Annotated in this window: 13 protein-coding genes; 3 read left to right on the top strand and 10 right to left on the bottom strand. The window is 70.1% G+C overall.

The features are described 5' to 3' along the window. The first annotated feature begins 7 nt into the window (after positions 1–7). Complete coding sequence (locus tag HB662_RS24225) at positions 8–1,732, top strand: ABC transporter ATP-binding protein/permease (protein WP_168053700.1); 1,725 nt, start codon at positions 8–10, stop codon at positions 1,730–1,732. Here HB662_RS24225 and HB662_RS24220 read toward each other — a convergent pair. Both HB662_RS24220 and HB662_RS24215 read right to left on the bottom strand, forming a co-directional pair. Further along, the gene (locus HB662_RS24220) at positions 1,729–2,202 is read right to left on the bottom strand and encodes an SRPBCC family protein (protein WP_168053698.1); all 474 of its coding nucleotides are present in this window, start codon (positions 2,200–2,202) and stop codon (positions 1,729–1,731) included. The two genes, HB662_RS24225 and HB662_RS24220, sit on opposite strands and share 4 nt — an antisense overlap. Further along, positions 2,192–2,536, bottom strand: coding sequence for an ArsR/SmtB family transcription factor (locus HB662_RS24215; protein WP_168053696.1), 345 nt, complete (start codon positions 2,534–2,536; stop codon positions 2,192–2,194). The genes HB662_RS24220 and HB662_RS24215 overlap by 11 nt, the downstream gene beginning before the upstream one ends. A gap of 128 nt (positions 2,537–2,664) precedes the next feature. Between HB662_RS24215 and HB662_RS24210 the strand changes: the two genes are divergently transcribed. After that, the gene (locus tag HB662_RS24210; RefSeq protein ID WP_168053694.1) at positions 2,665–3,327 is read left to right on the top strand and encodes a DUF1826 domain-containing protein; all 663 of its coding nucleotides are present in this window, start codon (positions 2,665–2,667) and stop codon (positions 3,325–3,327) included. Then, the gene (gene zigA / locus HB662_RS24205) at positions 3,324–4,529 is read left to right on the top strand and encodes a zinc metallochaperone GTPase ZigA (protein WP_280865429.1); all 1,206 of its coding nucleotides are present in this window, start codon (positions 3,324–3,326) and stop codon (positions 4,527–4,529) included. The genes HB662_RS24210 and zigA overlap by 4 nt, the downstream gene beginning before the upstream one ends. A 6-nt stretch (positions 4,530–4,535) precedes the next feature. On the opposite strand, the gene HB662_RS24200 is transcribed toward zigA, so the two are convergent. The 8 genes from HB662_RS24200 to mepA all read right to left on the bottom strand — a co-directional run bounded on the left by HB662_RS24200 (position 4,536) and on the right by mepA (position 11,930). Further along, on the bottom strand, positions 4,536–5,858 hold the full coding sequence (locus tag HB662_RS24200) for a TRAP transporter large permease (protein ID WP_168053692.1): 1,323 nt from the start codon (positions 5,856–5,858) through the stop codon (positions 4,536–4,538). Then, a complete protein-coding gene (locus HB662_RS24195) occupies positions 5,858–6,370 on the bottom strand; it encodes a TRAP transporter small permease (RefSeq protein ID WP_168053690.1) in 513 nt (170 codons plus the stop codon). The genes HB662_RS24200 and HB662_RS24195 overlap by 1 nt, the downstream gene beginning before the upstream one ends. Positions 6,371–6,491: 121 nt before the next feature. Continuing rightward, on the bottom strand, positions 6,492–7,535 hold the full coding sequence (locus HB662_RS24190) for a TRAP transporter substrate-binding protein (RefSeq protein ID WP_209443459.1): 1,044 nt from the start codon (positions 7,533–7,535) through the stop codon (positions 6,492–6,494). Positions 7,536–7,614: 79 nt separating this feature from the next. Beyond that, complete coding sequence (locus HB662_RS24185; protein WP_168053688.1) at positions 7,615–8,223, bottom strand: 2-dehydro-3-deoxy-6-phosphogalactonate aldolase; 609 nt, start codon at positions 8,221–8,223, stop codon at positions 7,615–7,617. Further along, on the bottom strand, positions 8,214–9,089 hold the full coding sequence (locus HB662_RS24180) for a 2-dehydro-3-deoxygalactonokinase (protein ID WP_168053686.1): 876 nt from the start codon (positions 9,087–9,089) through the stop codon (positions 8,214–8,216). Before HB662_RS24180 ends, HB662_RS24185 begins: the two co-directional genes overlap by 10 nt. 85 nt (positions 9,090–9,174) lie before the next feature. Beyond that, entirely contained in the window at positions 9,175–10,080 is a 906-nt protein-coding gene (locus tag HB662_RS24175) for an ABC transporter permease (protein WP_245185868.1), read from the bottom strand. Beyond that, positions 10,070–10,879, bottom strand: a complete 810-nt coding sequence (locus HB662_RS24170) for an ABC transporter ATP-binding protein (protein WP_168053684.1) — start codon at positions 10,877–10,879, stop codon at positions 10,070–10,072. Before HB662_RS24170 ends, HB662_RS24175 begins: the two co-directional genes overlap by 11 nt. Positions 10,880–11,039: 160 nt before the next feature. Beyond that, the gene (gene mepA / locus HB662_RS24165; RefSeq protein ID WP_168053682.1) at positions 11,040–11,930 is read right to left on the bottom strand and encodes a penicillin-insensitive murein endopeptidase; all 891 of its coding nucleotides are present in this window, start codon (positions 11,928–11,930) and stop codon (positions 11,040–11,042) included. Positions 11,931–11,947 lie beyond the last annotated feature (17 nt).

The following is an 11,947-nucleotide window of genomic DNA, read 5'->3' as shown; positions in this document are numbered from 1 at the left end:
GCCCGCCATGCGCCGCCTCGGCTCCTTCCTGCGTGACGCCTGGGCGCTGACGCGCCCGTACTGGACGAGTGAGGAAAAAGGCCGCGCCAGGCTGCTGCTGGCGGCGGTGGTTGTGCTGAACCTGTCGCTGGTCGGCATGACGGTGGTGCTGACCTACTGGCAGCGCGCCTTCTACAACGCGCTGGAGGCGAAGGATGCCGGCGCCTTCTGGTCGCTGATCTTCCTGGGCGGGGAGGCCGCGGGAACCTGGTTTCCCGGCTTCGCGGTGCTCGCCGTCGCCTACATCCTGATCGCGGTCTACCAGCTTTACCTGCAGCAGGCCCTGCAGATCCGCTGGCGCCGCTGGCTGACCGGGCGCTACCTGGATGATTGGCTGGCCGACCGCGCCTATTACCGCATCGCCCTGACCGATCCGGCCACCGACAACCCCGACCAGCGCGTGGCCGATGACCTGCGGCTGTTCGTGGATGACACGCTGACGCTGGGGCTCGGCCTGATGTCCTCCGTGGTGACACTGTTCTCCTTCATCTTCGTGCTGTGGTCGCTGTCCGGGCCGCTCGAGGTCTTCGGCGTCTCGATCCCTGGCTACATGGTGTGGGTGGCCATCCTGTATTCGGCGCTGGGCACCTGGCTCGCCCACCTGATCGGCCGGCCGTTGATCCGCCTGAACTTTCTGCAGCAGCGGGTGGAGGCGGATTTCCGCTACGCCCTTGTGCGGCTGCGCGACAATGTGGAGGGCGTGGCCCTGCACAATGGCGAGGCGGATGAGAAGCGCGGCCTGCTGACACGCTTCCATGCGCTGACCTCGAACTGGTGGGCGATCATGACCGCCACCAAGCGGCTGACTTTCTTCACCGCCGGCTATGCCCAGGTCGCCAGCATCTTCCCCATCGTGGTGGCGGCACCGGCCTATTTCGCCGGCAGCATTCCGCTCGGCGGGTTGATCCAGACCAGCAGCGCCTTTGGCGAGGTGCAGGGCGCGCTGTCCTGGTTCGTCGCCAGCTATGCCCGGCTGACCGAATGGCGGGCGACGGTGGAACGCCTCACCGGCTTCCAGCTTGCCATCGCCAAGGCCCGCGCGACGAGCGCCGGTCCGCAACCCGTGGCGGGCGCCGATCAGGCGGTGACCATGGCGGGCGTCACGCTCAGTCTGCCGGATGGCCGGGTGCTGATGCGCGACGTGGCGCTGCGGCTGGAGAAGGGGCAGGCGGTGCTGATCTCCGGCGCCTCCGGCAGCGGCAAGTCCACGCTGTTCCGGGCGCTGGCGGGCATCTGGCCGTTCGGCGCCGGCGCGGTGCATGTGCCCGCGGGGGCGCGCGCGCTGTTCCTGCCGCAGCGGCCCTATCTGCCGCTGGGGTCGCTGCGCCGCGCGGTCTGCTACCCGCTGGACGCGGCGCTGGTGCCGGATGCCGAGGTGCGCGCGGCGCTGGAGGATGTCGGCCTGGCGCGGCTGCTGGACCGGCTGGATGTGGAGGATGTGTGGGACCGGCGCCTGTCCGGCGGCGAACAGCAGCGCCTCGCTTTCGCCCGCGCGCTGCTGACCCGGCCCGATTTCCTGTTCCTCGACGAGGCCACCGCCAGCCTCGACCCTGCGGCGGAGGCGGCGATGTACCGGCTGGTGACGGAGCGGCTGCCGGAGACCGGCATCCTGTCCATCGCGCACCGCCCGGCGGTGGCGGAGTTCCATGGTACCCGGCTGGTGGTGGCGGAGGGGCGGCTGGGGAAAGCCTAGTCCGGCATCCCGCGCGCCACCTCGACAAGCTGGTCCAGCGCCTTGCCCCAGCCATCGGCGAAACCCATGGCGGCATGCTTCTCGCGGTCCGCTGAATCCTTGTGCATGGCGCGGGCGGTGTAGCGGGTGCCGCCTTCCACCGCTTCCAGCGCCAGCATGGCGGTGAAGAAGGGGTTGGGGGCGGGGCGCCAGCCGGGCAACAGCGCGTCGGTGAAGACCAGGCGCTCATTCTCCACCACCTCCAGGTAGCAGCCGGCATTGTCCATCGGCGGACCCTCCGGCCCCTGCATCACGGTGCGGAAGATGCCGCCCGGGCGCAGGTCGATCTCCGCCTCCAGCGTCCGCCAGGGCGCGGGGGTGAACCACTTCACCAGGTGTTCCGGGCGGGTCCAGGCCAGCCAGACCAGGCGGCGCGGCACCGGCACGATGCGGGTCAGCACCAGGTCCAGCTCATGCGGGTCAGCTTTCATCCGTCGCGTCCTTCATGGTGAGGAGATAGGCGTCCAACCGGTCCAGCCGGCCTTCCCAGGCCGCGCGCTGGCGCGCCAGCCAACCCTCCGTCTCCCGCAACGCATCCGGGCGCAGGGCGCAGATGCGGGTGCGGCCCACCTTCTCCGTGCCGATCAGGCCGCCCTGCTCCAGAACACGGATGTGCTGGAGCAGCGTGGGCATCGCCATGGTGAAGGGTTCGGCAAGGCGGCTGACGGAGGCAGGGCCGCTGCCGAGCCGGGCCAGGATGGCACGGCGGGTGGGGTCGGCAAGCGCCTGGAAGGCGCGGTCCAGCGTCGCGGAATGGTTAGTCATATGGCTTAGTAACCACGATTTCGACCGGCAGGCAAGAATGGTTAGTCGGATGCCTATGTTTTCCGCCGAGCCTTGCTGCCATGCCACAATGATGTTATGTTATACTATAACATTCAGTACGGTCCCGCATGCTCATCGAAGGCTTCGCAGCGCCGGAGGGTTCAACCGCCGGCGCCGACCCGCCCGCCAGCAACCTCGCCGGCTCCGCACCGCAGGTGCTGGCCGGCATCCGGCAGCCTGGCACCAGCATCGCCATCTGGAACCGGCGTCTGCCCGGCAGCCTGACCTGCGACCTCGCCGCGCTGGCCGCACGCGCCCCCTTCACCGCGACGGTGGAGGATGTGCCGGAAGAAGCGGTCGGCCGCATGGCGGAGTGCCTGCCGATGCCGGCCCCGATCGACCTGCTGCTGGATGTGCTGCACCTGGCCCGCATCTTCACCCACCTGGTCCAGGCGGACCGCCTGCGCCTGCGGCTGGAGGCGCTGGACGGTCCCGGCTGCCATCGCTGGCATGCCGATGCGGTCGGGCTGCGCCTGCTCTGCACCTATCGCGGCCCGGGCACCGAATGGCTGGCGCTGCCGGGCGGGGCACGCGTGGCGCGGATGCTACGCGACGGCGCGGCGCCGCCCGCCAACCGCCTGACGACCGGGGAGGTCGCGCTGCTGAAGGGCGAGGGTTTCCCCGGCCATGCCGGCCAGGGCTGCATCCACCGTTCCCCACCCCGTTCACCGGGCGCCCCGCCGCGCCTGCTGCTGTGTCTCGATGAAGCGGGAAGGATCCCCCTCGAATGAATGAGCCCCTGAACAAGCTGCCCGTGACCGTGCTGTCCGGCTTCCTCGGTGCCGGCAAGACCACGCTGCTGAACCACATCCTGGCCAATCGCGAGGGGCGCCGCGTCGCCGTCATCGTCAACGACATGTCGGAGGTGAATATCGACGGCGCGCTGGTCGCCAATAGCGGCAGCCTGTCCCGCACCGAGGAACGGCTGGTGGAGATGTCCAACGGCTGCATCTGCTGCACGCTGCGGGAGGATCTGATGATCGAGGTCACCAAGCTGGCCCGCGACGGCCGCTTCGACGCGCTGCTGATCGAGAGCACCGGCGTGGGCGAGCCGATGCCGGTGGCCGCCACCTTCGATTTCCGCACGGAGGACGGCTTCTCGCTGTCCGACATCACGCGCATCGACAGCATGGTGACCGTGGTCGATGCGCCCGCCTTCCTGCGCGACTACGGCTCCGCCGACAGCCTGGCGCGGCGCGGGCTGGGCACGGGCGAGGAGGATACGCGGCTGCTGGTGGATCTGCTGGTGGAGCAGGTGGAATTCGCCGACCTGCTGGTGCTGAACAAGGCCGATCTGATGACGGAAGCGGAACTCGGCCGGCTCTCGGGCCTGCTCGCCACCTTCAACCCGGGGGCGGCCATCATCGCCTGCAGCCATGGCCGCGTGCCGGTGGACCAGGTGCTGGACACCGCGCGCTTCGACTTCACCCGCGCCAGCCAGGCGGCAGGCTGGGCGCAGGCATTGGCCGGTGGGCATCTGCCGGAATCCGAGGAATTCGGCATCACCAGCTTCGTCTGGAAGGCACGCCGGCCGCTGCACCCGGGCCGCTTCAAGCGAATGATCGAAGGCCCGCTGCCCGGCGTAGTGCGCGCCAAGGGCTTTTTCTGGCTCGCCACCCGCATGCCCTGGGCCGGGTCCTGGCAACTGGCCGGCGCCGTCGGGCGGCATGAGGCGGCGGGCTTCTGGTGGGCCGCCACCGATCCGGCGCGCTGGCCGGAGGAACCCGAATGGCGCGACGGCGTGAAGGCGAATTGGCAGGAGCCTTACGGCGACCGGCGGCAGGAGATCGTCTTCATCGGCATCGGCATGGATGAGGCCGCGCTGCGGAGGCAGCTCGAGGACTGCCTGCTGACCGACAAGGAAATGCAGCGCGGCGTGCGCGGCTGGGCGAAGCTGCCGGACCCGTTCCCGGCCTGGCGCCAGCAGGGCTGAGGCGGCTCAGCTCAGCGCATTCACCAGCCACAGGCTGAGCGCCGGGAAGGCGACCAGCAGGCCGAGGCGGATCACGTCCATCGCCAGGAAGGGCAGCACGCCGCGATAGATCCGCGCCATCGGCACGTCCTTGGCCAGGCCCGAGACGACGAAGACGTTCAGCCCGATCGGTGGCGCGGTCAGCCCGATGCCGACCACCACCAGCACCAGGATGCCGAACCAGATCGCCGTCTCCTCCGTCGTCAGGCCGAAATCCAGCGCGGTGACCACGGGGAAGAACACCGGCAGGGTCAGCAGCATCATCGCCAGCTCATCCATCACCGCGCCGAGGATGATGTAGGAGACCAGCAGGATGCCGAGCACCGCATAGGGCGGGAAATCCTGCTCCGAGATCCACAGGCCCAGCAGGTCCGGCGCCTGCGACAGCGCCAGGAAGGCGTTGAACACCTCCGCGCCCAGCAAGATGACGAAGATCATCGCCGTGGTCTCGGCGCTGGTGAAAAGGCTTTCACGGATCTGGCGCGGGTGCAGCGTGCCGCGCAGCACGCCCACAGCCAGCGTGCCGATGCAGCCGATGGCGGCGCTCTCGGTCGGAGTGAAGACGCCGCCATAGATGCCACCCACCACGACCACGGCGATCAGCAGCACCGGGATCACGTTGAGGAAGGCACTGCGCCGTTCCGCTGCGCTCGGCACCTCGCCCGGCGGGCCGAGCTTCGGGTTGAAGCGCACCATCAGCGCGATCGCCAGCAGATAGAGCGCCACCGCCAGCAAGCCGGGGATCAGCGCCGCCATGAACAGCTTGGCGATGTTCTGCTCCGTGCTGATGGCATAGATCACCAGGATGACGCTGGGCGGGATCAGGATGCCGAGCGTGCCGCCCACCGCGATGGTGCCGGTGGAGAAGCCGGGATCGTAGCCGTAGCGCCGCAGCTCCGGCAGGGCGGCGCGGGCGAAGGTGGCGGTGGTGGCGACGGAGCTGCCGCAGACCGCGCCGAAACAGGCGCAGGCACCGATCACGCCCATCGCCATGCCGCCCGGCTTGCGCCCGATCAGCGCATTCGCCGCCGCGAACAGGTCCCGCGCCAGCCCGCCGCGTTCCGCCAGCGCGCCCATCAGGATGAACAGCGGAATGACGGACAGCGTGTAGTTGGCGAACAGGTGGTAGGGCGTGGTCTTCAGGTAGTTGCCGAGCGCGGTCCAGTCGAGGATGTGGACATAGCCGCCCATGCCGACCAGCAGCATGGCCAGCCCGACCGGCGCGCGCAGCGCGATCAGCGCCAGCAGCGCGCCGAAGCCGATGAGCGCCAGGGCGAATTCGGGTGCCATCAGAAACGCCCCCGGGCGAAGCGTGCCGCCCAGACCAGCGCCGACAGCCCGGTCAGCCCGAAGGCGAGCGCGCCGATCGCCACCGCCCACCAATAGGGCAGGGCGAGCAGCCCGATGCTGCGCATGCCGTTCGCCCAGGTCTCCCAGGCACCGATCGTCATGCGCTCGGCCAGCCACAGCGTCACGGCGGCCCAGACCAGCATCCAGAACGCGTCTACCAGCCCCGCCACCCTTCGCGGCAGCCAGGTGGTGAAGGTGTCCACCAGGATGTTGGCCCGCATCAGCGTGCCATAGGCCAGGAAGAAGAAGACCCCGGCGCCGCTGGCGATCGAGACGATCTCGAAATCGCCGCGGATCGGCTGGCTGGTCAGCCAGCGCAGCACCACGCTGATGCTGGTGACCAGCGCGGCCACCAGCAGCGAAATGCCGCCGAGCAACGCCATGCCCCGTGCGACGAAGCTGATGGCGCCGCCGGGCGGCTGCCCCCAATCCGGGCTCGCATGATCCTGCATCAACCGGCGCTCCTGCTTTCGGTGGGGCGCGCCGGCCCGGGGATCGTGCTCCGGAAGCTGAAGGATCCGGAGCAGGAGGTCCGTACCGACTGTTCAGGTCGGAACGGTTGGTGCTGCAGGCTCAGGCGCCGTGTTTGTCGATCAGCCGGCGCGCTTCGGCCAGCAGCGCCTCGCCGTCGAAGCCTTTCTGCCGTGCTTCGGCGATCCAGGTCTGCACCACCGGGCGCGTCGCCTCGATCCAGCGCTGCTTCTCCTCCGGCGGAAGCTGGAAGATGGTGTTCTGCCGGCGCCGGGCGACCTGGGCGCGCACCACCGGGCCCTGCTCGTCCCACGGCTTGGCCGCCATTTCCGCCGCTGCCAGCCCGGAATTGGCGTCCAGCACCGCCTTCAGCTCGGCCGGCATGGCGGCGTAGCGGGCCTTGTTCATCGCGAGGATGAAGGTGGCCGTATAGAAGGTGGGGGTGCCGAGGATCTCGGTATGGTGGGTCACCAGCTCCTGCAGCCGGATCGAGGGGACGATCTCCCAGGGCACCACGGCGCCGTCGATCACGCGCTGGGACAGCGCCTCCGGCACCTGCGGCACCGGCAGGCCAATCGGCGCGGCGCCAAGGGCGCGCAGCGCCTCGCCGGCCTGGCGGCTGGGGAAACGCAGCTTCAGGCCACGCATGTCCTCCAGCCGGTGTACCGGGCGGTTGGCGTGGACGACGCCGGCATCATGCGCCCAGACGCAGATCGGATGCACATCGGCGAATTCGTCGCGCAAATGCGTCTGGTAGAATTCCTGGCAGGCCAGCGCGTTGGGCTTCGCGCGCGGATCTGCGACGAAGGGCAGCTCGAATACCTCGATCTTCGGGAAGCGGCCGGGGGTGTTGCCGGGCAGCGTCCAGATGATGTCCACCACGCCGTCGCGCGCCTGGTCGAACAATTGCGGCGGCGCGCCGCCGAGCTGCATCGAGGGGAAGATCTGCACGCGCAGCTTGCCATCGGAATCCGCCTGGATCTTCTGCGCCCAGGGCATCAGGAAGTGGCGGTGCACGTTCGACACGGGCGGCAGGAAATGGTGCAGGCGCAAGGTCACTTCCTGCGCCTGCGCGCTGCGCGCGAGCGCGGGCGCGGCCAGGGCCGAGGCACCGAGCAGCATGAGTTTGCGGCGTTCGACGATCATCGATACAGGCCCCCCGATTCCATCCGTTCCGCGAAGGCGCGCCGGATGATTATGGGTATTGATGCCCCCGCCCGCGGCTTCAGGCAAGGCGCAGGGCAGCGGCCTTGGCGGCGACCGCGGCGGCATCGTCGCCCGGCCGATAGATCGCGCTGCCGATGCCGAAGCCGCCGGCGCCAGCCGCGCGCCAGGCCGGGATGTTCGCCGCATCGATGCCGCCCACCGGCAGCACCCGCGTACCCTTCGGCAGCACCGCCAGCAGCGCCTTCAGCATGGCGGGGGACCCGGCTTCGGCGGGGAACAGCTTCAGCCCATCCGCCCCGGCCTTGAGCAGCGCGAAGGCCTCGCCCGGCGTGAAGAAGCCGGGGATGCAGATCATGCCCTCCGCCTTCGCGGCACGGACCACGGCGGGGTCGGCATGCGGCGTCACGATCAGCCGGCCGCCGACACCGGCAATGCGGGCGCAATCGGCGGGATCCGTCACGGTGCCGGCGCCGACCAGCGCATCCTCGCCGAAGCGGTTGGCCAGGATGCGGATGCTCTCCAGCGGCGAGGGCGAGTTGAGCGGTACTTCCAGCACCGCGATGCCGGAAGCGACCAGCGCCTCTCCGATGCCGAGTGCCTCCTCGGGTTTCAGGCCGCGCAGGATGGCGACAAGTGGGCAGGCGGCGAGCCAGTCCTTCAGATCCATTGCAGGCTCCTGCCGATATGCCGCAGACCGGCCGCGACCAGGTCCGGGTCGTGCCGCGTCACCGTGATGCCGCGCTGCGCCAGCGCCGCCGCGTAAAGCCCGGCCAGGCCCTCGGCGCCGGCCAGATGCACATGGCGGATGCCTTCGGCGGCGGCCGCGATCTCATGGCCGATGAGCAGGCCGGACAGGAAGCTGCGGGTCTCATCCTGCGCCAGCGCGCCCATCAGGTGCAGGCTGCGGGCGCCGAACAGATGGTGCAGCAGGCCGCCCGGCTGGCTGGCGCGATCGACGCCGCGGGCAAAGGCTTCCGGCATGTCCGGGCCATCCGTGCTGGTGCGGGCAAGGATGGTGTGCTGCGACAGGGCGGCGAAGGTCTCGCCTGTCATGTGGGTGGCGAAGCCGGTGACGCGGCCGCCTTCCAGGTGGGCCCATTTGCTGTGCGTGCCGGGCAGGCAGGCCAGCGCAGTGCCGACCGATTCGGCCAGCGCCACCAGCTTGGTCTCCTCGCCGCGCATCACGTCGGGGATGCCGGCGGAATCCCTGGTGGTGAGGCCGGGCACCAGGCGGATCTCGGCGCCCTCGAAGGGAATGGGGCTGGTGGCTGCGGCGATTTCCGCCGGGCCTGCGGGGCAGGGCAGGTAGGGTGCCTCAACCCAGCCTTGCCGGCTGCCGACCATGCCGCAGAGCAGCACCTTCGTCTCGCCATCCGCAAGCCAGGGGCCGATCGCCTCGCGCAGCGCCGCCGGGAAACCGCCTTCGGGCACGGTCAGGATGCCGCCGGGCCGGTCGATGCGCGCTTCCGGCGCGCCCGTGGCGCCGATGCGATAGGCGCGCAGGCTCGTGGTGCCCCAATCGACCCCGATCATTCCGGATTCCGTATTCCGTCCCGCCCCTGTCCTGCGCCCGACGTCGGGCGTGTGCAAGAGGGGCGCGTGCAAGAGGGGGCGGGCGCTACACCCCCGGGACGGTGATCTGCTGGTCGTTCTGGCCGCGCATCGCCCAGCCGGTGGTGCGGTTCTCGATGGCGACCGCGGCGACGTACATCGCCACCCCCATCACCGCCGTCACGATCAGCCCGGCGAAGACCAGCGGCACGTCGAAGCGGCTGCTCGCCAGGATCATCAGATGGCCGATGCCTTTGTTCGCCGCCACCGTCTCCGCGATGATCGAACCGACGAAGGCCACCGTGATGGCGATCTTCAGCGAGGCGAAGAAATACGGCATCGCCCGCGGCAGCCCGACCTTGCGGATGATGTCCGACGGCTTGGCGCCGAGCGCACGCAGCACGTCGCGCAGCTCCGGCTCCACCGTCGCGATGCCGGTCGCCACATTCACCACGATCGGGAAGAAGCTGATCATGAAGGCGGTGATCACGGCGGGCACCGTGCCGATGCCGAACCAGATCACCAGGATCGGCACCACCGCCACCTTCGGCACGGAGTTGAAGCCGATCAGCAGCGGGTAGAGCCCGTGATACAGCAGGGACGAACTGCCGATGGCGACGCCCAGCAGCAGGCCGAAGATGACGGCGAGGAAGAAGCCGATCAGCGTCGTCATCAGCGTCTGCCAGCTGTTATCCAGCAGCGGCACCCACCACTTCACCATGCTCTCGGCGATGGCGGACGGCGCCGGCAGCACGAATTGCTGCACGTTGAAGGCGCGCACGCCCGCTTCCCAGATCACGAACATGCCGATGATGACGAGCCAGGGCAGCCAGGCCTGCAGGCGGCGGCGCCGGCGCTGGGCCAGCGCCAGGGCCTGCAGCCGGCGCATCGCCTCGGGCGACATGGTGGGATCGGCGGGGGCAGGGCGCGTGGTCACGGCCGCAGCGGCGGGAAGGGTGGCGTCACTGGCCATGGACGACCTCCTCGCCCTTGCGGGCGGCGCTGATGTGTTCGCGCAGATCATGCACGAGGGAGACGAATTCGGGCGTGTAGGTGGTCTCCAGCGTGCGCGGCCGCGGCAGGTCAACCACCCGCTCCGCGATGATCCGCCCGGGGCGGGAGGACATGACCAGCACGCGATCGGCCAGGTAGGCGGCTTCGCGCAGGTCATGCGTCACCAGGATCACGGTGGGTTTTCGGGCCATCCAGACCCCCTGCAGCACCGCCCAAAGGTCTTCCCGGGTGAAGATGTCGAGCGCGGCAAAAGGCTCGTCCAGCATCAGCAAAGCGGGTTCGTGAATCAGCGCGCGGCACAGGCTGGCGCGCTGCTGCATGCCGCCGGACAGTTCATGCGGGAACTTCTTATCGAAGCCGCCGAGGCCGACGAGCTTCAGCAGGTCCTGCGCCTTCGCCTCGTACATGGCGCGCTGGCGACGAAGCTGGCGGCGATGCGGCTCCACCACCTCCAGCGGCAGCATCACGTTGTCGATGATGTTGCGCCAGGGCAGCAGCGTGGGGTTCTGGAAGGCCATGCCGGCGATGGAAAGCGGGCCGTCCACCTCCTGCCCCGCCACCAGCAGGGTGCCGGCGGTGGCGGGCCACAGGCCGGTGACCAGCTTCATCAGGGTGGATTTGCCACAGCCGGAGGGGCCGACCACCGCGATGAACTCGCCCTTGCCGACATCCAGCGTGGCGTTCTGCAGGGCGAGCGTGCCCTCCACGCCACCATAGCGCATGGCGACGCCACTGATCTCGACGAAAGGTCGCTCCATCAGATTTCCCCGGCCCTTCCCTGGCGCGACGGCTCGCGCACGGTCCTGTGTGCGACAGCGGAGGGTCCCGGCGCAAGACGCGCTGCGCCGCACAAGGCGCCGCGAAGCCGATTCCGAGAGAGAATCTGCCACTTAACCGGGCAGGTAGCCCGGATTGACGTCAGCGCGCCTGCATCACGGCGGTGCAGGCGGCCGGCAGTCGGCGCGGCGGGCCGGGCGGGCCGGGGCGGCGCGGCGGCGGTTGCCGGGCCTCCGCGCTGAACCACCATTCCAGGCTGGCATCGCAGCCATCGCCGGGTGGCGGCGGGGCGATGTCGCGGCAGTCGGGGCTGTCCGCCGGGCAGCGCAGGCGCAGATGCATGTGGCTGTCATGCCCCCGCCAGGGCCGCACCCGGCGCAGCCAGGCGCTACCTCCATGGTCGGCGCAGAGCCGGCGCTTGATGGCCGGGTTCACCAGCAGCCGGTCCAGCCCCGGCGCCTCCGCCGCGATGCGGATCAGCGTGGCGTGGCGCGGGGTCCAGCGGGCCGGGTCCACCGCCTCGCCATCCGCGCGAACCAGGGATGGGATGGTCAGCTCCTCCCGCATCGCCGCCGGCACGCGGGGCTTCGGGCGCAGGTCGAGCCAGATATCGGCATCCAGCCCGGATTGGTGGCTGGCATGGCCCCAGGGCATCGGCCCGCCGCGCGGCTGCGAGAGGTCGCCGATCCACAGGTCCGGCAGCCCCGCCGCCCGCGCCTGGCCCGCGACATGCGCCACGAGAGCGAGCGTCGCCGGGTGCCCCCAGTGGCGGTTGCGGGAGGTGCGGATGGCCTGCCAGCCCGGCCCCTCCGGCGCCAGCGCCCGGCCACCGGCCAGGCAGCCGAGTCCGGTGCTGCCGATGGCGCGCGGCGGCGCCAGGCTCGGACGGGGCAGGGCGGCCCAGTCCGCGGCGCGGGCGGGCGGGCCCTGTTGCGCCAGGGCGGGTGGGGCCGATGCGAGAAGGAACGAGAGGCAGGCCGCGCGCAACGCGTGTCGGAGGAACGCGTGTCGGGAGGCGGCGCCAGGGGTCATCACGTGTTGATAAGCCC

It is taken from the genome of Falsiroseomonas frigidaquae (genome assembly GCF_012163145.1).
GTDB lineage: Bacteria > Pseudomonadota > Alphaproteobacteria > Acetobacterales > Acetobacteraceae > Falsiroseomonas > Falsiroseomonas frigidaquae.
This window is presented reverse-complemented; position numbering and strand designations above follow the sequence as displayed.